The 23736-nt window shown below is 67.7% G+C and carries 22 protein-coding genes; 17 read left to right on the top strand and 5 right to left on the bottom strand.

Translation table 11 applies throughout. The annotated features are described in order from the left end of the window. Nucleotides 1–14: 14 nt before the first annotated feature. Both ABDW31_RS22075 and ABDW31_RS22080 read right to left on the bottom strand, forming a co-directional pair. On the bottom strand, nucleotides 15–1088 hold the full coding sequence (locus ABDW31_RS22075; protein WP_184720194.1) for a glycosyltransferase family 4 protein: 1074 nt from the start codon (nucleotides 1086–1088) through the stop codon (nucleotides 15–17). Nucleotides 1089–1187: 99 nt separating this feature from the next. Next, nucleotides 1188–1367 (bottom strand): hypothetical protein, encoded by a 180-nt coding sequence (locus tag ABDW31_RS22080; RefSeq protein ID WP_184720193.1) that lies wholly within the window; start codon nucleotides 1365–1367, stop codon nucleotides 1188–1190. Nucleotides 1368–1663: 296 nt separating this feature from the next. Here ABDW31_RS22080 and ABDW31_RS22085 point away from each other — a divergent pair, with 296 nt between their 5' ends. The 4 genes from ABDW31_RS22085 to ABDW31_RS22100 all read left to right on the top strand — a co-directional run bounded on the left by ABDW31_RS22085 (nucleotide 1664) and on the right by ABDW31_RS22100 (nucleotide 7374). Continuing rightward, entirely contained in the window at nucleotides 1664–2236 is a 573-nt protein-coding gene (locus tag ABDW31_RS22085; RefSeq protein WP_184720191.1) for a protein-L-isoaspartate O-methyltransferase, read from the top strand. Nucleotides 2237–2360: 124 nt separating this feature from the next. Next, nucleotides 2361–3851, top strand: coding sequence for a TolC family outer membrane protein (locus ABDW31_RS22090; protein ID WP_184720189.1), 1491 nt, complete (start codon nucleotides 2361–2363; stop codon nucleotides 3849–3851). Between the two features lie 131 nt (nucleotides 3852–3982). After that, entirely contained in the window at nucleotides 3983–4528 is a 546-nt protein-coding gene (locus ABDW31_RS22095) for a DUF2497 domain-containing protein (protein ID WP_184720187.1), read from the top strand. Between the two features lie 125 nt (nucleotides 4529–4653). Continuing rightward, nucleotides 4654–7374, top strand: a complete 2721-nt coding sequence (locus tag ABDW31_RS22100; protein ID WP_184720185.1) for a valine--tRNA ligase — start codon at nucleotides 4654–4656, stop codon at nucleotides 7372–7374. A gap of 57 nt (nucleotides 7375–7431) precedes the next feature. Here ABDW31_RS22100 and ABDW31_RS22105 read toward each other — a convergent pair whose 3' ends face one another. Further along, nucleotides 7432–8667, bottom strand: a complete 1236-nt coding sequence (locus ABDW31_RS22105) for a serine hydrolase domain-containing protein (protein WP_184720175.1) — start codon at nucleotides 8665–8667, stop codon at nucleotides 7432–7434. A 95-nt stretch (nucleotides 8668–8762) separates the two neighbouring features. Here ABDW31_RS22105 and ABDW31_RS22110 point away from each other — a divergent pair, with 95 nt between their 5' ends. The 3 genes from ABDW31_RS22110 to ABDW31_RS22120 all read left to right on the top strand — a co-directional run bounded on the left by ABDW31_RS22110 (nucleotide 8763) and on the right by ABDW31_RS22120 (nucleotide 12421). Then, the gene (locus ABDW31_RS22110; protein ID WP_221444688.1) at nucleotides 8763–10169 is read left to right on the top strand and encodes a serine hydrolase domain-containing protein; all 1407 of its coding nucleotides are present in this window, start codon (nucleotides 8763–8765) and stop codon (nucleotides 10167–10169) included. Nucleotides 10170–10290: 121 nt separating this feature from the next. Then, on the top strand, nucleotides 10291–12042 hold the full coding sequence (locus ABDW31_RS22115; RefSeq protein WP_184720173.1) for a class I adenylate-forming enzyme family protein: 1752 nt from the start codon (nucleotides 10291–10293) through the stop codon (nucleotides 12040–12042). Between the two features lie 19 nt (nucleotides 12043–12061). Then, nucleotides 12062–12421 (top strand): DUF1801 domain-containing protein, encoded by a 360-nt coding sequence (locus ABDW31_RS22120; protein WP_184720171.1) that lies wholly within the window; start codon nucleotides 12062–12064, stop codon nucleotides 12419–12421. Between the two features lie 19 nt (nucleotides 12422–12440). On the opposite strand, the gene ABDW31_RS22125 is transcribed toward ABDW31_RS22120, so the two are convergent. Then, nucleotides 12441–13922, bottom strand: coding sequence for an amidase (locus ABDW31_RS22125; RefSeq protein WP_184720170.1), 1482 nt, complete (start codon nucleotides 13920–13922; stop codon nucleotides 12441–12443). 118 nt (nucleotides 13923–14040) lie between these two features. Between ABDW31_RS22125 and ABDW31_RS22130 the strand changes: the two genes are divergently transcribed. Next, on the top strand, nucleotides 14041–14784 hold the full coding sequence (locus ABDW31_RS22130; RefSeq protein WP_184720168.1) for a TlyA family RNA methyltransferase: 744 nt from the start codon (nucleotides 14041–14043) through the stop codon (nucleotides 14782–14784). 39 nt (nucleotides 14785–14823) lie between these two features. On the opposite strand, the gene ABDW31_RS22135 is transcribed toward ABDW31_RS22130, so the two are convergent. After that, nucleotides 14824–15492, bottom strand: a complete 669-nt coding sequence (locus tag ABDW31_RS22135; protein WP_184720166.1) for a hypothetical protein — start codon at nucleotides 15490–15492, stop codon at nucleotides 14824–14826. A gap of 176 nt (nucleotides 15493–15668) precedes the next feature. On the opposite strand from ABDW31_RS22135, the gene ABDW31_RS22140 reads away from it, so the two are divergent. From ABDW31_RS22140 to ABDW31_RS22180, 9 genes are all read left to right on the top strand, one after another. Next, nucleotides 15669–16922 (top strand): class I SAM-dependent RNA methyltransferase, encoded by a 1254-nt coding sequence (locus tag ABDW31_RS22140; RefSeq protein ID WP_184720164.1) that lies wholly within the window; start codon nucleotides 15669–15671, stop codon nucleotides 16920–16922. Between the two features lie 8 nt (nucleotides 16923–16930). Further along, nucleotides 16931–17989: a class I SAM-dependent methyltransferase gene (locus ABDW31_RS22145; protein WP_184720163.1), complete on the top strand. Its 1059-nt coding sequence runs from the start codon at nucleotides 16931–16933 to the stop codon at nucleotides 17987–17989. A gap of 22 nt (nucleotides 17990–18011) precedes the next feature. Beyond that, on the top strand, nucleotides 18012–19013 hold the full coding sequence (locus tag ABDW31_RS22150; RefSeq protein WP_343699557.1) for an acyltransferase: 1002 nt from the start codon (nucleotides 18012–18014) through the stop codon (nucleotides 19011–19013). 65 nt (nucleotides 19014–19078) lie between these two features. Continuing rightward, nucleotides 19079–19465, top strand: a complete 387-nt coding sequence (locus ABDW31_RS22155) for a YciI family protein (RefSeq protein WP_184720161.1) — start codon at nucleotides 19079–19081, stop codon at nucleotides 19463–19465. Next, the gene (locus ABDW31_RS22160; RefSeq protein WP_184720160.1) at nucleotides 19462–20721 is read left to right on the top strand and encodes an RNA polymerase sigma factor; all 1260 of its coding nucleotides are present in this window, start codon (nucleotides 19462–19464) and stop codon (nucleotides 20719–20721) included. Before ABDW31_RS22155 ends, ABDW31_RS22160 begins: the two co-directional genes overlap by 4 nt. A gap of 57 nt (nucleotides 20722–20778) precedes the next feature. Beyond that, entirely contained in the window at nucleotides 20779–21189 is a 411-nt protein-coding gene (locus ABDW31_RS22165; protein ID WP_184720159.1) for a glyoxalase/bleomycin resistance/extradiol dioxygenase family protein, read from the top strand. A 23-nt stretch (nucleotides 21190–21212) separates the two neighbouring features. Then, complete coding sequence (locus tag ABDW31_RS22170) at nucleotides 21213–21743, top strand: SRPBCC family protein (protein ID WP_184720158.1); 531 nt, start codon at nucleotides 21213–21215, stop codon at nucleotides 21741–21743. A 53-nt stretch (nucleotides 21744–21796) separates the two neighbouring features. Then, the gene (locus ABDW31_RS22175) at nucleotides 21797–22879 is read left to right on the top strand and encodes a PA0069 family radical SAM protein (RefSeq protein ID WP_184720156.1); all 1083 of its coding nucleotides are present in this window, start codon (nucleotides 21797–21799) and stop codon (nucleotides 22877–22879) included. Between the two features lie 53 nt (nucleotides 22880–22932). Then, nucleotides 22933–23397 (top strand): cell wall biosynthesis glycosyltransferase, encoded by a 465-nt coding sequence (locus ABDW31_RS22180; RefSeq protein ID WP_184720154.1) that lies wholly within the window; start codon nucleotides 22933–22935, stop codon nucleotides 23395–23397. Nucleotides 23398–23736: the final 339 nt, after the last annotated feature.

Below are 23736 nucleotides of genomic sequence, written 5' to 3' on the forward strand. Positions count from 1 at the left end.
CTAAGACTCAGAAATCAGGCGCTTTCCGCCAGTTCGACCAGGGCGGGATAGACCGCGGCGCCATCGCACAATCTTTCGTAGAGCGCGACATATCGGCGAGCCATCGCCTCGGACGAGAACCTTGTATCGAAACGCCGACGTACGGCGTTTCGATCCAGGCCGGCGGCGCGAATGATCGCCTCGGCGGCCTGATTGTCATTGTCGACGATGAAGCCGGTCACGCCGTCGTCGATGACCTCAGGCACAGAGCCGCAGCGATAGGCGATGACGGGCGTGCCGCAGGCCATGGCCTCGATCATCACCAGGCCGAAAGGTTCGGGCCAGTCGATAGGGAACAGCAGGGCCTCGGCCCCGCCCAGGAAGGCCGATTTCTCGTGGTCGCCGATCTCGCCGATGAACTCGATCAGCGGATCGCCCAGCATCATCGGTTCGATCTTGTCCTCGAAATAGGCGCGGTCGGCGGGGTCGACCTTGGCGGCGATCTTGAGCTTCTTGCCCAGGCGCTTGGCCAGCATGATCGCGCGGTCAGGGCGCTTCTCGGGCGAGATCCGGCCCAGGAAGGCCAGGTAGCCGTCGCTCTTCTCCGAGAAGGTGTAGAGGTCGGAATTCATGCCGTGATGCACCGTGCCGGCCCAGTTGGCGAAGGGCAGGGGGCGGCGCTGGTCGTCGCTGATCGAGACCAGTGGGAACTGCGGGTAGCGCTTGTAGACGGCGGGCAGGTCCTTCAGGTCCAGGCGGCCGTGCAGGGTGGTCAGGGTGCGGTCGGCCCGATCGGCGAAGAACGGGAACTGCACCATGTCGGTGTGGAAGTGGACGACGTCGAACTCGTCGGCTAGGGCGCGGACCTCGGCTATCTGGGCCAGATGGGCGGCCAGATCGGACTTCAGAGGGGCGGGATCCAGGCGGATGGCCTGGTCGCGGACGCTGATCAGTTTCGCCTTGGTCTGGGCCTCGCCGCTGGCGAATAGCGTGACCTCATGGCCGAGGTCGACGAGGGCGTCGGTAAGGTGAGCGACAACGCGTTCCGTGCCGCCATACAGGCGCGGCGGAACAGCCTCGTAAAGAGGGGTGACCTGGGCGATCTTCATCGAGCGGACCTTGAAAGGAGAACTGAGGCGCGGTGTTGCGCCGCCCCAGATCAGTACCGTGCAAGGTCTTTGGTTCCGCCGTTTGCCTTTTTGCCGCCGCTATTGCGACTGCGTGCGTCGCGCAAGTTGTTCTTCGCGTTCCTTCTGCTGTCGAAGGTCGCGTTTCTTGCGCCGATAACGGCCGTAACTCTTGCGCGCGACCATATCGATACGCGGCAAGAAATAGATCACCACAAGGGCCACGATCGCACCCGCGATCACTACTTTCGCGTCAAGCATGGCAGTTCCCCACGAAGCCGTACTGTTCGGGCTTCCTCCCCCATCGCCGGACGCGCCGCCGATGGCTGCTTATTTACCATAGGGCGAGCGTGATCAATCGACGTTACGTGACAATGACCGTCACTACTTCTGATGATCGTCCCTTGGTCTTTTTGCCCATGCCTTGGGAAGTCGATGACGCTTTTAAGGCCGTCATGCGACCATTGGCAGGCGAGCTTGGCCTCCGATCGCATTGCTTTCGGGCCGGACGCGGACCTATAAGCCTGCTCGAAAGTCCAGTTCCTTCGAGGGATTCCATGAGCACCGACTTCGCCGCCGCGCGGCTGAACATGGTCGAGAGCCAGATTCGCACCGCTGACGTCACCGACCTGCCGCTGCAGGACGCCCTTCGCGTGGTGGCCCGCGAGAGCGTGGTTCCCGCCTCGAAGGCCTATCTGGCCTATGCCGACGCCGACATCGAGTATGCGCCGGGCCGCTGGCTGCTGCGTCCGCGCGAGGTGGGCAAGCTGATGCAGACGCTGAAGCCGCGCGAAGGCGAGAAGGCCCTGGCCATCGCCGCGCCGTACGCCGCCGCCGTGCTGGAAACCATGGGCGTGGCCGTCACGCGCCTTGAGGGTGACGACCTGCAGGCCGTGCCGGCCGGCAGCTACGACGTCATCATCTGCGAAGGCGCCGTCGCCGCGGCCCCCAAGGCCTGGCAGGACGCCCTGGCCATCGGTGGTCGTCTGGGCGTGATCGAGCGCACCGGCCCGGTGGGCCACGCGGCCATCTATCTGCGCGCCGAAGACGGCGTGGGCCGCCGCCAGGCGTTCGACGCCTCGCCGCCACTGCTGGCGGGCTTCGAGGTTGAACCGAGCTTCAGCTTCTAAGAGCGGCAGTCGCGCGGACGTTCGCGTGACGAAAGCTTAATTGGCGCCCCCTGGCGGTTCGACTTACACGCGATAATATTGCAGTGGGCGCGACGTCGTTCGCGTGATTGGGGATAGTATCTAGATGTCGAACCGTCGACGGGCCGGGTTGCTGGCCGCTTGCAGCGTCAGCCTTATGGCCGGCGCGTTTCTCGTCGTTCCAGTCGCTCAAGTTCAGGCCGAGACCCTGGCCGACGCCGTCGCGCTCGCCTATCAGACCAACCCGACGCTGCAGCAGCAGCGCGCCGTCCAGCGCGCCACTGACGAAAGCGTCGTCCGGGCCCGCACCGGCTTCCGCCCGACGGTGAACGCCCAGGGCAGCATCTCCTACTCCCGTACAGACCTTGCGGTGCCCACGACGACCGTCGTCGGCGGGGTGCTGGTCAACGGCGCCGACACCAACAAGGTCGGCGCCAGCAGCGCGCAGATCCAGCTGTCTCAGCCGCTGTTCACCGGCGGCCAAGCCACCGCCAACCTGTCCGCCGCCGAGGCGGACGTGCTGGCCGGCCGTGAGGACCTGCGCCGCGTGGAGCAGGGCGTGCTGGCCAATGTCGTCACCGCCTATGTCGACGTGCGCCGCAACCAGGAAACCCTGCGGATCGCCAACGAGAACGTCGCGGTCCTGACCCGTCAGCTCGACGAATCGAACGCCCGCTTCGAGGTCGGCGAGATCACCCGCACCGACGTCGCCCAATCGCAGGCGCGTCTGGCCGCCGCCAAGGCCAGCCAGTCGTCGGCCCAGGCCAACTTGGCTGTCGCCCGCGCCACCTACGCCCAGATCGTCGGCCAGAACCCGACCGACCTGACGCCCGAGCCTTCGCTGGCCAATGTGCTGCCGGCCTCGGTCGAGCAGGCCTTCGAGGCCGCCGAGGGCAGCAACCCCGCGGTGCAGGCCGCCCGCTACGCCGAGCAGGCCGCCACCGCCCGCGTGGCCCTGGCCAAGTCCGCCTACCTGCCGACCGTCTCGGCTGGCGCCAGCCTGGGCTACGACGCCGCCGAGGTGAACGGCAACCGCGACCAGTTCGGCCAGTACAATCGCCAGATCGCCGGTCAGCTGACCGCCCGCGTGCCGCTGTTCACCGGCGGCCTGAACGCCTCGAACGTCCGCGCCGCGCGCGAGCGTGAGAACGCCGCCCGCATCGCCGTCGACGGCGCCAAGCGCACCGTGATCCAGCAGACCTCGGCCGCCTGGAGCACCTTGCTGGCCGCCCGCGCCAACCTGGTCTCCAACGAGGAGCAGGTCCGCGCCAGCCGCATCGCTTTCGAAGGCGTGCGCCAGGAGCAGCAGGTCGGCCTGCGCACCACGCTGGACGTGCTGAACGCCCAGCTGGAACTGGCTAACGCCGAACTGGCCCTGGTCGGCGCTCGTCGCGACGAGTACGTGGCCAGCGCCGCGCTGCTGCAGGCGATGGGCCAGCTGGACGTCAACAAGCTGGCGACCGGCACGACCGCCTACGATCCCAAGGCCTCGTACGACCGCGTCACGCACGCCGGTTGGGTGCCGTGGGAGCCGGTGGTCGAGACGATCGACAAGCTGGGCGCTCCGTCGGCCAAGCCGCAAACGACCGCGAAATAAGGGTTTCCCCGCGTCGATTCAGCCCATGCCGCAGACTTGCGCTTGCTTAAGCCGCGCAAGTCTGCACCATCGCGGCTACGCGTTCTTCGAGGACGCACCAGGATTCGTATTTCTTTACGACGGCCCCGCACATGTCCGATCAGAGCTCGCAAGAACCGACAATGGAGGAAATTCTCGCCTCCATCCGACGCATCATCTCGGAGGATGACGCGCCGGCGGAGCCTGCGGCCGAGGCTGCGCCGCCTCCGCCGCCGGAGCCCGAGCCTGAGCCCATCTATGAAGAGCCCGAGGACGACATCCTCGAGCTGACCGACCCGATCGCGCCCGAGCCTGAGCCCGAGCCGCTGGCCACCGTCGGCGACATCGACGTCTATTCGCCGCCGGAGCCCGAGCCGGAACCCGTCTACACGCCGCCGCCGGCCGCGCCGCCGATCTTCGATCGCGACGAAGTGGCCGAGACCCTGGTCGGCACGACGGCCGCCTCGGCCGCCGCCAGCGCCTTTGGCAGCTTGAGCTCGGCGCTGCTGATGCCGAAGGACGCCCGCACCCTGGAAGACGTCGTACGCGAGCTGCTGCGCCCGCTGCTCAAGGAGTGGCTGGACCAGAACCTGCCGCGCATCGTCGAGACCAAGGTCGAGGAAGAAGTGCAACGGATCGCCCGCGGTCGCGGCGTCTAAGCCCTTCCAAGATCCGAGAAATCGAGGCGGTCGCTGCGGCGGCCGCCTTTTTCGTTTGAAAAACCGTCAGAAACCAAGGCCCGCCGGTTTCCCGGCCGGGCCGCAGATGGCATATCCCCACCGCCATGCTCGATAAAACCTTCGATCCCAAATCCGTCGAACCCCGCCTGTATGCAGCCTGGGAGGCCTCGGGGGCCTTCAAGCCCAGCGAGGATCCGAACGCCGAGCCGTTCGTCATCGTGATCCCGCCGCCGAACGTGACGGGCTCGCTGCACATCGGCCACGCGCTGAACAACACGCTGCAGGACGTGCTGACCCGCTTCCACCGCATGCGCGGCAAGGCCGCCCTGTGGCTGCCGGGCACAGACCACGCGGGCATCGCCACGCAGATGGTCGTTGAGCGCCAGCTGGCCGCCGCCGGCAATATCGGCCGCCGCGACCTGGGCCGCGACGCCTTCGTCGACAAGGTCTGGGAGTGGAAAGCCGAGAGCGGCGGGACCATCACCAACCAGCTGCGCCGCCTGGGCGCCTCGTGCGACTGGTCGCGCGAACGCTTCACCCTGGACGAGGGCCTGTCGGAAGCCGTCCGCAAGGTGTTCGTCCAGCTCTACAAGCAGGGCCTGCTGTATCGCGACAAGCGCCTGGTCAACTGGGACCCGCAGTTCCAGACCGCCATCTCCGACCTCGAGGTCGAGCAGAAGGAAGTCGACGGCGCCTATTGGCACTTCGCCTATCCGCTGGCCGATGGCGTCACCTACCAGCACCCGATCGCCTTCGATGACGACGGCAAGGCCACCGAGTTCGAGACCCGCGACTACATCGTGGTGGCCACGACTCGTCCGGAAACCATGCTGGGCGACACCGGCGTGGCCGTTCACCCGACCGACGAGCGCTACAAGGGCCTGGTCGGCAAGTTCGTGACCCTGCCGATCGTCGGCCGCCGCATCCCGATCGTCGCCGACGACTACGCCGACCCGACCAAGGGCTCGGGCGCGGTGAAGATCACGCCCGCGCACGACTTCAACGACTTCGGCGTCGGCAAGCGCGCCGGTCTGGAAGCGATCAACATCCTGACGCCGGAAGCCAAGCTGAACGACAGCGTTCCTGCCGAATATGTCGGCAAGGACCGCTTCGTCGCGCGCAAGGAGATCGTCGCCCGCGCCGAGGAAGAGGGCTGGCTGAAGGAAATTGAAAAGACCAAGCACATGGTCCCGCACGGCGACCGTTCGGGCGTGGTCATCGAGCCTTTCTTGACGGACCAGTGGTACGTTGACGCCAAGACCCTGGCCCAGCCGGCCCTGAAGGCCGTCGAGACCGGCGAGACGGTGTTCGAGCCCAAGCACTGGGAAAAGACCTACTTCGAGTGGCTGCGCAACATCGAGCCGTGGTGCGTCTCGCGCCAGCTGTGGTGGGGTCACCGCATCCCGGCCTGGTTCGGTCCGGACGGCTCGATCTTCGTCGAGGAGACCGAGGAAGAGGCCTACGCGTCAGCACGAGAGCGGTTCGGCGCCGACGTCGTGCTGAACCGCGACGAGGACGTGCTGGACACCTGGTTCAGCTCGGCCCTGTGGCCGTTCTCGACCCTGGGCTGGCCGGAAAAGACCGCCGACGTCGCCAAGTTCTACCCGACCAGCACCCTGGTCACCGGCTTCGACATCATCTTCTTCTGGGTCGCCCGGATGATGATGATGGGCATCCACTTCATGGGTGAGGCCCCGTTCAAGCAGGTGTTCATCAACGCCCTCGTCCGTGACGAGAAGGGCGCCAAGATGAGCAAGTCCAAGGGCAACGTGATGGATCCGCTGATCCTGATCGACGAACTGGGCTGCGACGCTGTGCGTTTCACCATGACGGCGATGTCGGGCCAGGCGCGCGATATCAAGCTCAGCAAGCAGCGCATCGAGGGCTACCGCAACTTCGGCACCAAGCTGTGGAACGCCACGCGCTTCACCCAGATGAACGAGTGCGTCCGTGTCGAGGGTTTCGATCCCTCGACCGTGCAGCAGCCGATCAACAAGTGGATCCGCGGCGAGACAGTGAAGACCGTGGCCGAGGTCACCAAGGCCCTGGAAGCCCCGGCGTTCGACGAAGCCGCGGGTTCGCTGTATCGCTTCGTCTGGAACGTGTTCTGCGACTGGTACCTGGAGCTGGCCAAGCCGATCCTGAACGGCGAGGACGAGGCCGCCAAGGCCGAGACCCGCGCCACCGCCGCCTGGGCGCTGGACGTGATCCTGAAGCTGCTGCACCCGGTGATGCCGTTCATCACCGAGGAGCTGTGGGACAAGACCGCCGAGTTCGGCCCGGCTCGCGACAGCATGCTGATCTCGGCCCAGTGGCCGGACCTGCCGGAAAGCTGGATCGACGCCGAAGCCGAGGCCGAGATCGGCTGGCTGGTCGGCACGGTCGGCGAGATCCGCTCGATCCGCGCCGAGATGAACGTGCCGCCGTCGGCCAAACCGGCGCTCAGCGTCGTCGGCGCCGGTGCGGAGACCAAGGCTCGCCTGGCCCGTCACCGCGACCTGCTGCTGACCCTGGCTCGCCTGGACAGCGTCAGCGAGGCCGAGGCCGCGCCGACCGGTTCGGTGCCGATCGTGATGGGCGAGGCGACCGGCGCCCTGGCCATCGCCGACTTCATCGACCTGGCCGCCGAGAAGGCCCGCCTGACCAAGGAAATCGCCGGTCACGCCGGCGAGATCGAGAAGGTCAACAAGAAGCTCGGCAATCCCGACTTCCTGGCCCGCGCCAAGGAAGAGGTCATCGAGGAAAACCGCGAACGCCTGGCGGATGCGGAAGCCGCGAAAGCCAAGCTCGAGGCGGCGCTTAGCCGTCTGGCTTCGGTGGGCTAGGCGCTCACGCAGCGAATAGGAAAGGGCGGCGTCTCCTGCGGAGCGCCGCCCTTTTTCTTAGCGTGCGTAGACCGCGTTGCGCAGTTCCCAGGTCACACGTCCGTTCATGCCCTCGAAAGCGGTGTTGGACATCAGCACCACGGTCAGCCGGTTCACCGGATCGACGAACCAGTTGTGGCCGTAGACGCCGCCCCAGGCGAGCGTGCCGACGCCCTGGGGCGTGTTCGCCACGGCCGGATCGTCCAGCACCGCCCAGCCATAGCCGAAGCCCCAGCCGGGGCCTTGCGTGCCGGCCTGGACGCCGACCTGGTCCTTGGTCATCTCGGCGATCGTGGCGGGCTTGAGCACCGCGCCGCCGCCCTTGCGGATGGTCTCCAGGAAGGTCAGCACATCGCCGGCCGAGCCGACCATACCGGCGCCGCCGGACGGGAACTCCTCGGCGTGCAGGGCGCGGCTGGGGGCGAAGTGGACGAAGGTCGGGCCGATCGGGACGTCCTGGTTGTCACGGATTCGCGTCGGCGCCGGCTGAGCGTTGGCATAGGGCGTGGCCAGGCGTTCGGGATCTTCGGCGACGAAGCTGGTGTCTTCCAGGCCCAGCGGCGTGGTCACCGTCTCGGCCACGACTTGTGGCAGGGGTTTGCCGGTCGCCTTCTCGATCACGTCGCCCAGCACGTCCAAAGCGACCGAGTAGCGCCACCTGGAGCCCGGCGCGACGGCCAGCGGGGCCTGGCTGATGCGGCGGACGTTCTCGTCCAGGCTGATGCCCGACAGGTCGATGCCGTCAGAGACGCCCAGCGTGTGGTACGGATGCGAAGGCCCCTCGGCCAGGCCATAGGTCAGGCCGGCGGTGTGGGTCAGCAACTGGCGGATGGTGATGACCGGCGTCGTCCCGTCCGGCAGCTTGGGCTTGAAGTCGGGCAGGTAGGCCGTGACCGGAGCGTCCAGCTTGATCTTGCCTTGCTCGACCAGTCGCATCAGGGCGGCGCTGACGAACGGCTTGGTCACCGACGAGAAGCGGAACACGGCCTCTTCGGTCATCGGCTGACTGGCCTCGCGGTCGGAGAGGCCCGCAGCGCGGTGATAGACGAGCTGCCCGTCGCGGGCGACCAGCACGACCACGCCGACCAGCCGCTGCTCGGCGATGGCGCGGTCCAGAACGGCGTCGATGCGTGCGGCGAGGGCTTTGTCGGGCGCTTCGGCGAGCGCGACCGCTTGCGGGGCGGCCAGCGCGAAGGTCGGGGCGGCGAACGCCAGGCCGGCGGCCAGGATTAGCGGTTTCATCCAGGGGCGCATGGCGCGTTCTCCGCTTTTCGACATGACCAAGGTTTAACTGGGCCATCACGCCTGTCACTGGTTCTCTCGCGCTCGTCGATGGTGGGAGCGTGACGATGGCCGGCAAGCTGGTTCTGGGACTTGTTGTGATGGCGCTGGCGAGTGGTCCGGCGCTCGCCGCCGAGGATCCCGTCGCGCGCGCCGACGCCATCGTGCGCTGGGCCATCAGCGAACAGCACATCCCCGGCCTGCAGATCGCCGTGGTCAAGGACGGCAAGATCGTCATGTCCCGCGCCTATGGCGTGGCGGATCTGGCCAAGCAGACGCCGGCGACGCCCAATACGGTCTTCACGATCAACTCGATCACCAAGGCCTTCACCGGCGTGGCGGCCATGCGCGAGGTCGAGGCCGGGCGGCTGGACCTGTCCAAGCCGATCGGCAGCTATGTGGCCGACCTGCCCGAAGCCTGGCGCGGCATCGAGGTTCGCCGCCTGCTGAGCCACAATTCCGGCTTGCCGGACTTCGACGACAGCGAGGGCGATGCCGACGCGGCCTGGACGGTGACCCTGGCCAAGCCAATCCGTTTCCAGCCCGGCCAGCGTTTCGACTACAACCAGACCAACTACGCCCTGGTGCAGATGGCCATCAACGGCCTGCGCCAGCGGCCGCGCGACGCCACCCTGGCCGCCGAGCAGTTCGCCATCGCGGGCATGACCCACAGCGGCTTTGGCGACACCCGCGACAAGGATCCGAACCGGGTGACCTCGTATGGCTACCGCCAGGATGCGCCCGACGATCCCAAGATCCGGACCGAGATCTTCTCGCCGCTGCACCGGGCGGCCGCCGGCATGAACAGCACCGCCACCGACATGGCCAGGTTCCTGATCGCCCTGCAGGACGACAAGCTGCTCAAGCCCGCTACCCGCGCGACGATGTGGACGCCGGTCGCCTTCAATAGCGGCAAGAAGGGTCAGTGGGGGATGGGCTGGCTGGTCCTGGATCGCCCCGACCGTCGTGTCGTCGGCATGACCGGCGGCAGCCGCTCGGCCATGTACCTCTATCCCGACGACAAGGTCGGGGTGGTGATCCTGACCAACCTGGCCGGTTCGACGCCCGAGGACCTGGTCGACGAGATCGCCCAGGGCTTCATTCCCGGCATGACCCTGAGCGGCGTGCCGGCCCTGCGCGCGGCGCTGACCGGGCAGGAGAGCGGCGACCCGGCCGCCGTCGTCGCCAAGTTCCGGGCCGCCAATCCCGGCTTCAAGCCCGACGAGCACGAGCTGAACGACTGGGGTTATCGCCTGATGGGCTTCGGCAAGCCCCGCTCGGGCCTGGCGGTGCTGAAGCTGACCGCCGAGCTCTATCCGACCAGCGGCAACGCCTTCGACAGCCTGGGCGAGGCCTATGCGACGAACGGCGACAAGCCGGCCGCGATCGCCGCCTACAAGAAGTCCCTGGCGCTGGATCCCGCCAACAAGAACGCCGTCAGCTGGCTCGAGAAGCTCGAAAAATCGCCGGGCTGAGCTTGTAACTTATCAATGTTCCCCTAGCGTCAAACGGATGTTTGCATCCGGCTTGCGGCTGTGCTCTCTGGACGTCGAACGCGCTCGATCAAACAGGGCGCGACACACCGGGAGAGTAAGCATGACCCAGGCCGCCCAAAAGCCGACTCCGTGGCCGGCGATGTCCGTCCAGCAGGCCTATGCCCTGATCACTCAGCCTGGAACGCCGGGCGAGATGGAGGAGATCGAGATTCGGGGCGTGAAGACCCGGACCTGGAAGAACGCTCCGCCGACCCTGCGCGACACCCTGGTGGCCGGCCGCGCCCACGGCGAGAAGATCTTCCTGGTTCACGAGGATGAGCGGGTCAGCTTCGAGGCCTTCTACCGCGCCGTCACCCACATGGCCGCCGAGCTGGAATCGGCCGGCGTGCAGAAAGGCGACCGCGTCGCCATCATCATGCGCAACCTGCCCGAATGGCCGGTGGCCTTCTATGCGGGCCTGTCGCTGGGCGCGATCGTCACGCCGCTGAACGCCTGGTGGACCGGGCCGGAACTGGAATATGGCCTGACCGATTCCGGGGCCAAGATCGCCATCGTCGATGTCGAGCGCTTCGAGCGTCTGGCTGAGCACCTCAATCACTGCCCGGCGCTGGAGCGGGTCTATGTCAGCCGCTCCAAGGAAGAGATCGCCCACCCCTATGTGAAGCGCCTGGAGACCGCCATCGGCTGCCCCAACGACTGGGCCAAGCTCGAGGAAAAGCCGCTGCCGACCGTCGCCATCGCCTCGGACGACGACGCCACGATCTTCTACACCTCGGGCACTACGGGTAAGCCCAAGGGCGCGATCGGCACCCATCGCAACGTCAACAGCAACATCTTCGCCGCCGCCGCGGCCGGGGCGCGCAGCTTCCTGCGTCGCGGTGAGGCGCCGCCCGAGCCGGATCCCAATGGCCCGCAGCGCGGCTCGCTGATCTCGGTGCCGTTCTTCCACGCCACCGGCTGCTTCGCGGTGTTGAACCCCTCGCTGTTCGGCGGCGCCAAGATCGCCATGATCCGCAAGTGGGACCCGGACAAGGCCATGCAGCTGATCCAGGACGAGCGCCTGACCCAGATGGGTGGGGTGCCGACCATCGCCTGGCAGATCATCGAGCATCCCAACCGCGAGAAGTACGATCTGTCGTCGATCGAGGCGGTGGCCTATGGCGGCGCGCCCTCGGCTCCGGAGCTGGTGCGCAAGATCAAGGAGATCTGGCCCAAGTCCTCGCCCGGCAACGGCTGGGGCATGACCGAGACCTCGGCGACGGCGACGTCCAACTCGGCCGAGGACTACGAGAACCGTCCCGACAGCTGCGGCCCGGCCGTGCCGGTCACCGACCTGAAGATCATGACCGTCGAGCAGCCCTATCGCGAGCTGCCGATCGGCGAGGTCGGCGAGCTGTGGTGCAAGGGCCCGCAGGTCGTGCGCGGCTACTGGAACAAGCCCGAGGCCAGCGCCGACACCTTCGTCGACGGCTGGGTCCGCACGGGCGACCTGGCGCGCCTGGACGCCGAGGGCTTCTGCTTCATCATCGACCGCGCCAAGGACATGCTGATCCGCGGCGGCGAGAACATCTACTGCATCGAGGTCGAGAATTGCCTCTACGACCACCCGGCGGTGATGGACGCGGCCCTGGTCGGTATCCCGCACAAGACCCTGGGCGAAGAGCCGGCGGCTGTGGTGACGCTGAAGCCGGGCGCTGAGGCCTCCGAGGCCGAGTTGCGCGCGTTCGTCGCCGATCGCCTGGCCGCCTTCAAGGTGCCGGTGAAGGTGGTGTTCTGGCCCGAGACCTTGCCCCGCAACGCCAATGGCAAGATCATGAAGAACGAGCTGAAGAAGGTGTTCGAGGCGGGCTGAGCCCGCCAAGGGGGCGGCGATGGTTCAATCCAAGGCGGCGAGCGTGGACGACTTCATGGACGAGGTCGCGCCCCAATGCCGCCCCGCCCTGGACCGGTTGCGCGGCCTGTGCCGGGAGCGCTTCGGCGCCGACAGCGAGCTGATGGCCTTTGGCATGCCGGCCTATGGCCCGCCGAAGCTGCCGTGGATCGCCTTCAACAGTCAGAAGCAGCACATAGCCTTCTACGTCGGCGAAAGCGCCATGGCGGCCTTTCCTGAGCGCTTGCAGGGCATCGATCACGGCAAAGGCTGTGTCCGCTGGCGCAAGCCCGAGGCCATGGATTTCGACCTGATCGCCGACATGCTGGACCACGTGAAAGTCAGAACCCAGGGCGGCTGACCGCCCTGGGTTCTTCTGTTTAGGCGCTGACCGGCGGCTTGCGGTGCGCCCAGGGCTGGGCGGCTTCCAGCTGGTAGGCCAGCTGGAACAGCAGGGCCTCGCCGCCTGCGCGGCCGGCGATCTGCACGCCGACCGGCAGGCCGTCAGCGGTCCAGTGCAGCGGCACGCTCATGGCTGGGGCACCGGCGACGTTCTGCACCGGGGTGTAGCCGACATAGGTCATCAGCCTCGCCTGCAGCTCCTCGAACGGGACCCAGCCGGCGACATAGCCCAGCTCGACCGGCGGCTTGCCCAGCACGGGCGACAGGATGACGTCGTACTTCGTCAGCCAGGTGTCATAGGCCTGGCTGGCGGCGTTCAGGCGCTGAAGGGCGGCGGGCAAGGCGCCCTGCGGCAGCTTCTGGACCAGCTCGGCCATGCCGAGGCTAAAGGGCTCCAGCACCGTGGCGTCGGGCTTGCGGCCGATGGCCTTGCCGATGCCGGCGACCAGCTCGGCCGCGCCGCTGGCCCACAGGGCGGTGAAGTCCTGGCCAAACTGCGCGCCGTCCATCGGCCAGGCAGTCGGCTCGATCTTGTGGCCTAGGCTTTCCAGCAGCTTGGCGGCGTTATTGACGGCGGTCTGGACTTCCGGATCGGGCGTCTGGCCCGTGCCAGTGTTCATCACCAGGCCGATCTTCAGCTTCTTCTTCAGCGGGGCGGTGACCACGCCGATCGGCTTGAACGGCGCGTTGGCGCCCGTCTGTTCGCTGGCGGCGAACATGGCCGCCGAGTCGCGGACGCTGTGTGTCAGCACGTGCGAGACCGACAGGTCGATGCCGCGGCTGCTGGGCCGGTTGGGGATCATCCGACCGCGCGAGGGCTTCATGCCAAACAGGCCGCAGTTGGCCGCCGGAATGCGGATCGAGCCGCCGCCGTCGCTGGCGTGGGCGATCGACACCATGCCCGAGGCCACGCCCGCGCCTGCGCCACCGGACGAGCCGCCCGACGAGTGCTTGACGTTCCAGGGGTTGCGGGTGGGCAGGAAGCCCATCGGCTCGGTGGTCGGCAGGAAGCCGTATTCCGGCGTCGTGGACTTGCCCAGGGTGACGAAGCCAGCCGCGTCGAAGGCGTCGATATAGGCCGTCTGCTCGGTGTCGGGCTTAGCCCCCAGGCTGGCGCGGGTCCCATAGCGGGTGGGCAGGCCCTTGTAGGGGTCTAGATCCTTGACCAGGAACGGCACGCCGGCGAATGGACCCGTCAGCTGGCCGGTCTTGGCCTTGTCCAGCGCGCGCTCGTAGTCCGAGGTGACGAGGGCCTGGACCTGGGGCTGCAGCACCTCGATGCGCTTGATGGCCTGCTCGACCAGTTCGGCGGCGCTGACCTCCTTGCGGCGGACGCGGCCGGCCAGCTCGGTGGCGTCGGGCGTCCAGGGCTGCGAGGCGGACTTTGGTCCGGCAAAGGCCGAGGGCGCGGCCGCGATCGCGGCGGAGGCGGCCATAAGGCCACGGCGGCTGAAACGCATGGAAGTCCTCCCAACGAGCCGGCGTCTTGTGCGCCGGTGAACAACGTTCAGTTGACCCTGAAGAGACCTTGACCGCAACCCCGTGCTAAAGGCCGGTTCCCAGTTTCGAGGAGGCCGCGTGGCCAGGAAGCGTATCGATCAGCTGCTCGTGGAGCGCGGCGTCTTCGACAGCCGCGCCAAGGCCCGCGCGGCGGTGGAGGCCGGCCGTGTCGCCGTGGCCGGCAAGGTGGTCGCCAAGCCGTCGGAAGCGGTCGAGGAAGACGCGCAGATCGTCGCTGAGGCGGCCCATCCGTGGGTGGGGCGCGGGGCGCTGAAGCTGGTCCATGCGCTGGACCTGTGGCCGGTGACGGTGGAGGGGCGGGTGGCGGTCGATGTCGGCGCCTCGACCGGCGGCTTCACCGAGGTGATGCTGTCACGCGGCGCGGCCCGTGTGTTCGCCGTCGATGTCGGGCGTGATCAGCTGCACGCCAAGCTGAAGAGTGATCCGCGCGTGACGGATCTGTCGGGCGTCGACGCTCGAGCGCTGGATACGGATCTGATCCTGAGCGCACCGCAGTTGGTGGTCAGCGATGTCAGCTTCATCTCGCTGACCAAGGCGCTGCCGGCGGCCCTGGGCCTGGCGGAGGAGGGCGCTGACCTCGTGGCGCTGATCAAGCCGCAGTTCGAGGCCGGCCGCGAGCATGTCGGCAAGGGCGGCCTGGTCAAGGATCCCGAGACCATCGCCCGTGTCGAGGGCGAGATCGTCGACTTCCTGGAGGCGTCCGGCTGGGGGGTGCTGGGGCTGGCCGAAAGCCCGATCACCGGCGGCGAAGGCCAGGTCGAGCGGCTGGTCTGGGCGCAAAAGAAATCGGCCGCCCGTTAAGGGGCGGCCGATCGTCTAACCACAAGGTGCTTGGAAACTTTAGTCGACGACCTGGTACTTGCCGTTGGCGTCGGGGCAGACGCGCACGAAGCGCTTCTGGGTGCGGCCGTCGGGCAGGTAGATCGGGCTTTCGGCCAGGGTGCAGCCGTTGACGTCGGCCTGGCCCGAGCGGTTGTCGACGCGGTAGCTGTCCTGGCGCTCGTAGCTGCGCTCGTAATAGCTGTCGCGGCCGCCGTTGTCGTACGAACCCTGACGATAATAGGGCTCCTGGTAGCCGCTGCCGTAGCCGCCGTTATAGGCCGACGGCGGCGGGGGAGGCGGCGGCGGGGTCGTGTAGCTGCTGCCCGGAGCGCAGGCGGCCGAGCTGCGGCCGGCCATCGAGCCGACCACGGCGCCCAGGACGCCGCCCAGGATCGCGCCGTCGGTGCGGTGACCGCGGGCGGCGATGCCGCTGCCGACGGCCGCGCCGATGCCGGCGCCGGCCAGACCGCCACCGGTGGTGCGGTTGGTCGTCGAGCGCTGGCAGGGGTCGTAGTAGTAGCCCTGGTTGTCGTAGGCGCCGCGATAGCCCGACGAGCCATAGGGCGTCGTGCCGTACGACTGGGCCGAGGCCAGGGTCGGCGCCAGCACGCCGCAGACGAGGGCGGCGGTGACGCCCAGAACGGTCTTCATCTTCGAGGTCCTGCTCTTGGAAGCCAGCATGGTCATGAGAGAGCTTGTCTTTTTAAGGGGCGGCCTTTTTGTGACCGCCACGCCCATCCGTTGATCTAGCTATGCGCCGGTCAAGATGAACGGTCGCTGACCGACCTATTCAGCTTCGTTCACCGACAGAAAATCGTTCGCGACCCGCGCTCAAGCCCCAATTTTGGGGTATGGACCCGCGGATGCAAGACCTGACGATCACCGCTGTCGGCGCCCAAGGCGACGGCCTCGCGCGCCTTCCCGACGGCAAACCGGCCTTCGTGCCCCTGACTCTGCCGGGCGAACGGGTGCGCGCGCGTATGGACGGCGCGCGCGGCGAGCTGGCCGAGATCCTGACTGCCAGCGCGGAGCGCATCGATCCCGCCTGCCGCCACTTCGGCGTCTGCGGCGGCTGCGCGTTCCAGCACTGGGCCGCCGAGCCCTATCGCGCCTGGAAGGCCGACCAGGTCCGCGTCCAGCTATCCATGGAGGGGCTGGAGACCGAGATCCTGGCCCCGTTCGCCGCCCCGCCGGCCTCGCGCCGCCGCGTCGCGCTGCACGCTCGCAAGATCCCTAAAGCCAATGGGGGCGGCGCGCAGCTGGGCTTCAAGGAGCGCCGCTCCTGGAACCTCGTGCCGATCGCCGAATGCCCGGTCACCGATCCGCGCATCGTCGCGGCCCTGCCGGCCCTGGCCCGCCTGGCCGAACCGTTCCTGGAGCATCCCAAGTCCGCCCCGACCTTGCACGTCACCCTGACCGGCACGGGTCTGGACATCGACGTCACCGGCGTGGAGCGCAAGAGCGGCGGCCTGTCGGCCGACGCCCGCATGCGCGCGGCCATGGCGGCCAGCGAGGGCGACTTCGCCCGCGTGACCATGGCCGGCGAGACCGTTTATGGCGCACGTCAGCCGCTGGTGAAGCTGGGCCAGGCCATCGTCGCCCTGCCGCCCGGCAGCTTCCTGCAGGCCGTGCCCGCCGCCGAGCGGGCCATGGTCGCCTTTGCGGTCGCCGAAGCCCAGGGCGCGGCCCGCATCGCCGACCTCTATTGCGGCGTCGGCACCTTCACTTTCTCCCTGGCCGAGGTCGGCGCCGTGCATGCGGCCGAGATGAACGCGCCCTCGATCGCCGCGTTGAAGGCCGCCATGGGCGGGGTCCCGGGTCTGAAGCCGATCCACGCCGAGGCCCGCGATCTCGTCAAACGTCCGGTGCTGAGCACCGAACTGGCCAAGACCGACGTGGTGGTCATCGACCCGCCGCGCGCCGGCGCCGCCGAGCAGACGGTCGAGATCGCCAAGTCCAAGGTCGCCAAGGTCGTCAGCGTCTCGTGCAATCCGGCGACCTTCGCCAAGGACGCCCGCACGCTGGTCGAGACTGGCTTCCGCCTCAAGAAGGTGCTGCCCGTGGACCAGTTCGTCTGGTCGCCCCATATTGAAGTGGTCGGAGTGTTCACGCGCTGAGGACCTGAATGGACGAACGTCGGTCGAGAGGGGCTTTCGCGGTCGACGCGGCGGGCCAGCGCGCCAAGGCGATGGTCAAGGCCGCTTGGTGGACCGCCACCGGTGGTCTGGCCCGTTCGATGACCCGGCCAACGGAAGGTAAGCAGGCGCAGCGCTTCAAGCCGGCTACTGCCCCGCCGTCCAAGGCCTCGCTGCGCCGCGCCTATCTGGAGGCGTTCGAGAAGGACGCCCGCGACGTCGCCGCCGGTCTCTATCCCGCCGTGGAGGACGCTCCGGCCCGTCCTTCGGCCGCCCTGCGCGAGGCCGCCGACTTCATCGCCGACGCCTTCGCGGTCGATCAGCGCCGCCGCCGGGGTGACGGCGTCGAGGTGCGTGACGCCGTCAATAGTCAAGCTTACCCAAGCTATTACCGGCAGAACTTCCACTACCAGTCGGGCGGTTGGTTCACCGACGAGAGCGCCCGCCGCTACGACGCCCAGGTCGAGGCGCTGTTCTCGGGTACGGCCGGCGCCATGCGTCGGCGGGGCCTGTCGCTGCTGGCCAAGCACTGGCGCGGCCGCGACCAGCGCGAGGCGAAGATCCTCGATGTGGCCTGCGGTTCGGGCGCGTTTCTCAAGGACTTGAAGGCGGCGTTCCCGCGCGCCGCGATCGCCGGCCTGGACCTGTCCGAAGCCTATCTGGGAGAAGCTCGGCGGCGCACCGGCGCGGGTGCGATCAAGGCCAACGTCGAAGCGTTGCCGTTCGCGGATTCGTCTTTGGATGCGGCAGCTTGCGTCTACCTCTTCCATGAGCTGCCGCCGCGTGTGCGGCCCATCGTGGCGGCCAGCCTGGCACGGGTGCTGAAGCCTGGCGGCGTGCTGGTCTTCGTTGACTCCGTGCAGCCCATCGACACTCCGGATCTCGCCCGGCTGCTGGAAGCCTTCCCGGTCTATTTCCACGAGCCTTACTACGGGACCTACGCCCAGACCGATCTTGTCGGCCTGTTCGCCGAGGTGGGCCTGCGTCTGGTCGCCGAAGACCGCGCCTTCCTGACCAAGGCCTTGCTGCTGGAGAAAGCCGTCGGCTAAGCAGGGGCCCTAGGGGGCGCGTTTGCAGCACGACGGCACGGCAAGACGGTTCGAGGCGCTGGACGGCCTGCGCGGCGTCGCGGCGTTCGCGGTGCTGCTGTACCACGTGGGCAGCTGGACCGGCCGCCATGGCCTCGTTCCCCACGGCTATCTGGCCGTCGACTTCTTCTTCTGTCTGTCGGGCTTCGTGCTGGCCCACGCCTATGGCCGCAAGGCGATCCACTGGCTCTCCTTCATGAAGGCGCGGCTGATCCGGCTGTGGCCGCTGATCGCTCTCACCATGCTGCTGGGCGCGACGGTGATCATCGAACACCGCGAGCGGGCGCCGGGCTGGCTTGGGATGGGCCTGCTGATGATCCCGCGCCTGTCGGTCAGCGAGGATGGCTTCGCGCCGCTTTTCCCTTTGAATCCGCCGGCCTGGTCGCTGTTCTTCGAGCTGGCGGTCGGCGCGGCCTGGTTCCCGATCCGCCGCCTGGGCGTCTTGGGCCACGTGCTGATGCTGGTGCTGCTGACGCCGGTGATGCTGTATGTCTGCCACGGCATGGGCGGGGTGCTGACCGGCTGGGACCGGGGCACCTTCGTCATCAGCTTCCTGCGCACGATCTTCGCCTTCCTGCTGGGCTGGGGTGTCTATCGCATCCAGGGCTTCGTGAAGTGGACCGTGCCGGCCTGGCTATTGGCGGTCGTGTCGGCGGTGGTGTTCTGCGCGCCCTGGACGCCGATGAACTGGCTCTACGACTTCGTCTGCGTCAGCGTGGTGTTCCCGATGATCGTGCTGGCCGGACGACGCGATCCGGACGGGCTGGGCGGGGTCGCCTGCCGCGTCTCGGGCGCGATCTCGTATCCGCTGTACGTCCTGCACTGGCTGGGCTGGGAGCTCTTGCTCCGCGCCTTCCGGGCGCTGGGCGGGACCGGCTATCCGATCGGCTTTGCCCTGGTCGCCGTGCCGCTGATCCTGGCCGGGGCCTGGGCGGTGCTGAAGCTCTATGACGAGCCGGTGCGCCGCCGCCTGTGGGCGCTCTAAAAAATCATCGGCCGAGTGTCGGAAGTCGGCTTAGGTGGGCGTCCTAGGATCGAACGAGGTCGCCGATGCACTACGCCATTCTTTGCTACAACTACGAGGACGTGGTCTGCGCCTGGTCCAAGGATGAGGACGATGCGGTCATGGAAAAGCTGGCCGTGGTCCATGAGAAGCTCGCCGAGAACGGCCGCCTGGGTCCCGTCGTGCGCCTGATGCCAACCACGGCCGCCACGACCCTGCGCAAGGACCGCGATCCGCCGCTGGTGCTGGACGGGCCGTTCGCCGAGACCAAGGAGCAGCTGCTGGGCTTCTATGTCGTCGACTGTGAGTCGCTGGACGAGGCCCTGGGCATCGCCAAAGACCTGGGCAAGGCCAATCCAGGCGGCTCTTACGAGATCCGGCCGATCATGCTGTTCAACCCGGGTCCTCCAGGTCAGGAGCCGTCCGGCGCATGACCGACCTGGACTGGATCGAAGGGGCGATCACCGCCGCCCGGCCTCAGGTCATGGCGGCGCTGCTGCGCTATTTCCGCGACATGGACGCGGCCGAGGAGGCCTTTCAAGACGCCTGCCTGCGCGCCCTGAAGGCCTGGCCCAAGAACGGTCCGCCCCGCGATCCGACCGCCTGGCTGATCATGGTCGGTCGCAACGCCGCCATTGACGCCGTCCGCAAGTCGAGCCGCACTACGGCCCTGCCGCCCGAGGAACTGCTGTCGGACCTGGAGGACGCCGAGGCCGACACCGCCGAGCGGCTGGACAATTCGCACTATCGCGACGACGTCCTGCGGCTGCTATTCATCTGCTGCCATCCCGATCTGCCGGCCACCCAGCAGGTGGCGCTGGCCCTGCGCATCGTCTCGGGTTTGTCGGTCCGCGAGATCGCCCGCGCCTTCCTGGTCAGCGAGGCGGCCATGGAGCAGCGGATCACCCGCGCCAAGGCCCGCATCGGGGCGGGCGACGCGCCGTTCGAGGCGCCGGGGCCGGTCGAGCGCGCCCAGCGCTTCGCGGCCGTGGCGGCGATGATCTACCTCGTGTTCAACGAGGGCTATTCGGCCAGCGGCCACGCCCACGAGGCCAAGGGCGGCTTGTGCGACGAGGCCATCCGCCTGGCGCGGCTGTTGCTGCGCCTCTTCCCGGCCGAGCCGGAGATGATGGGGCTGACGGCGCTGCTGCTGCTGCAACACGCCCGCTCGGACGCCCGTTTCGCCGCCGACGGGACCGCGATCTTGCTGGAGGATCAGGACCGAAGCCTCTGGAATCGCAAGATGATCGGGGAGGGGCTGGCCCTGATCGACAAGGCGATGCTCAAGCGCGTTCCGGGGCCATACCTGGTGCAGGCCGCCATCGCCGCGCTGCACGCTCGCGCCGCCACACCGGCCGACACCGACTGGGCCGGCATCGACGCCCTCTACGCCACGCTGGAGATCATGCAGCCCTCGCCGGTGATCACCCTGAACCGGGCGGTGGCGGTATCGAAGGTACGTGGGCCCGAGGCGGCGCTGGCGATGATCGAGCCGCTGGGCGCGCGACTGGACGGCTACTTCCACTTTCACGGCGCACGGGGAGCATTCCTGCTGCAGGCCGGTCGCAAGGCCGAGGCGCGTGAGGCCTTCGACCGCGCCATCGCCCTCGCCAACACCGCCGCCGAGGCCGCCAACATCCGCCAGTACCTGGATCGCGTCACCGCCGAGGCGGAAAAATCGACGGGCTGATGTCGGATCGCAGCTGCCTGGCGCGTCCTTGCTTCGAACCATGCAAGGGAGAGCTCCATGGCTGTCGACACATCGGATCTGGGCGGCGTCATCGCCTACATCAACCTGGAAGGGGCGGCCGAGGCGGCGGACCTGTACCAGAGGGCCTTCGGCGCCACCGAGCGCGTGCGGATGCCCTACAAGGATGGGGATGATCGCCTGATGCACTGCCACCTGGAGATCAACGGCGGCCACGTGATGGTCAGTGACTTCTTCCCCGAGCACGGCTTCGACCCGGTCAAGCCGCAGGGCTACACGCTGCACCTGCAAGTGCCCGACGTCGACGCCGCCTGGGCCCGCGCGGTCGAGGCCGGGCTGACGGTGGTCAAGCCGGTCGAGCTGATGTTCTGGGGCGACCGCTACGGCATCCTGAAGGACCGCTTCGGCGTCAGCTGGTCGATCGCGACCTCGCCGAAAGCTTTAGCATAACAACGGGGTAGGGGAGAGAGCTCATGTTCAAGATCGTCATTGCCGGGGTCGCGCTGGTCATCATCGCGGTGCTGGTTTTCGCAGCCACCAAGCCGAACACCTTCGTGGTCAAGCGCACGGCGCTGATCAATGCGCCGCCTGAAAAGCTGGTCGCCCTGGTCGAGGACTTCCACCAATGGCGCGCCTGGTCGCCGTGGGAGAAGATGGAGCCCGACATGGCCCGCACCTATGAGGGTCCGGAACGCGGCGTCGGCGCGGCCTATGCCTGGACGGGCAAGAAGGTCGGGGCCGGCCGGATGGAAATCCTAAAGGTCGTTCCGGCCCGCGAGGTGGAGATCCGCCTCGAGTTCCTCAAACCGTTCCAGGCGACCAACACCGCCCGCTTCACGTTCGAGCCGGAGGGCGCGGCCACCCGGGTCACCTGGAGCATGGAGGGCGGCGTGCCCTACATCTCCAAGCTGATGGGGCTGGTGTTCGACATGGACAAGATGATCGGCAAGGACTTCGAGACGGGCTTGGCCAACCTGAAGGCCCAGGCCGAAAAGCCGGCATGAGGCGTTCTGGTTAGTTCTTGTTATGTTCTCGCTTTTCGGCCATGGTGTGAGCCATGGCCGAGGCAGTGAAACTAGGACCGGTCCCGCGTGGCCGGGGAGCGAAGTCCAACCGCACTGGGCGCTTCGAGTCCCAGGTCAGCGAGGCCTTCGACGACGGCTGGGGCGAGGACGAAGAGCCCAAGCAGCTGAAAACCGAACTTCAGCCGATGAAGTCGCGGACGATCATCGCCCGCAACCAGAGCCCGGACGTCGGCTTCGACCGCTCGATCAATCCCTATCGCGGCTGCAGCCACGGCTGCATCTACTGCTACGCCCGGCCGGCCCACGCGTATCTGGGTCTGTCGCCGGGTCTGGATTTCGAGAGCAAGATCTTCTTCAAGCCCCACGCCGGCGAACTGCTTGTCCGGGAGCTGTCCAAGCCCAGCTACAAGCCGGCCAGCATCCATATCGGCGGCGACACCGATCCCTATCAGCCCGACGAGAAGCAGCTGCGGGTGACGCGGCAGGTGATCGAGGTGCTGGAGGCTTGCGGCCACCCGTTCACGATCATCACCAAGTCGGCGCTGATCCTGCGCGACCTGGATATCTACGCCCGTCTGGCGGCGCGAGGGCTGACGCGGGTGGCGATCTCGATCACGACGATGGACCGCCACCTGGCCCGCAGCATGGAGCCGCGCGCGGCCACGCCGGGCAAGCGGATCGAGGCGGTGCGGCGGCTGACCGAGGCCGGCGTGCCGGTGACGGTGATGTTCGCCCCGGCCATCCCGGGTCTCAACGACCACGAGGTCGAGGGCGTGCTGGAGGCCGCTGCCAAGGCCGGAGCGCGCGGAGCCGGCTATGTCGCCTTGCGCCTGCCGCGCGAGATCGCCCAGCTGTTCGAGGAGTGGCTGCAGACCGATCACCCCGACCGGGCGCGCAAGGTAATGTCGCTGGTCCGCCAGATCCGCCACGGCGAGAACTATCAATCGAGCTGGGGCGAGCGCATGGTCGGCGATGGCCCCGTGGCCGAGGTGCTGCGCCAGCGCTTCCACCTGGCGGTGAAAAAGTTCGGCCTGGACCAGCCGTGGACGGCGCTGGACGCCACCCAGTTCGTCCCGCCGCGAAAGCCCAGCCAGCAGATGGACCTGTTCGGCTAGGCCAGACCGCGCAAGGCCTTGACCCCATCGCTCTTGCTGGCGAAGCAGGGGTCATGATCTCCGTCGTGCTCGTCGCCTCCGAAGACCTCGCCAGTCTGGCCGCCCAGATGGCCATGCTGGTGCCCGCCGCCGTGGACGGCCTGGTCAAGGAGGTGGTGCTGGTCTCCGACGGCCATCCGGGCGTCGAGGCCCTGGCCGAGGACAGCGGCGCGCGTCTGGTTACGGTCCCGGGTGATTTCGCCGCTCAACTGGCGGCTGGCGTGGCCGTGGCGCGCGGTGACTGGATCCTGACCCTGCGTCCCGAGCCCGTCCTGCGCGAAGGCTGGCGCGAGCCGATCGAGAAGCACCTGGCGGGCGGAGCCGGAGCGCCGGCCTTGCTGACCGCGCCGGGGCCGTTCTTCGACAAGCTGTTTCCGCTCCGGCACGGGGTGCTGGTCCGGCGTCTGGACTGGCCTGCGGCCAGCGGCGACGAGAAGGCGATCGCGAGGGCGCTGAGGGCGAAGCGGCTGAGGTATTGAATCCCTCTCTCTATCAGAGAGGGGATTGGAGGTGCTGAACGCTCGGCGTTCGCGATCTTGAAGTCAGCAAAATCAGTCTCTTATCGCTTTTTCGCACCCTCGAATGATCCGCGCTCAAACCCGCCCCACAATCATCTCGTCCCCGTCGCAAGGGGAGGGCGCTTGGATCCGGCCCAAAGCGGCGATGGGGATAGGTTGAGCGGGGCCGCTGCCGGCTCCCGGAAGGCTGGGTCAGGTCGTGCCGCTTACTCTTCAGGAGCGCGTACGGGTGGCCCGTTGTCCGGGACCAAAGCCGACAGCGGAGCGACAGGGCGGTGATCGTACAAGCCGCCTATCGTG

The sequence above is a fragment of the Caulobacter sp. genome (genome assembly GCF_039596335.1).
GTDB lineage: Bacteria > Pseudomonadota > Alphaproteobacteria > Caulobacterales > Caulobacteraceae > Caulobacter.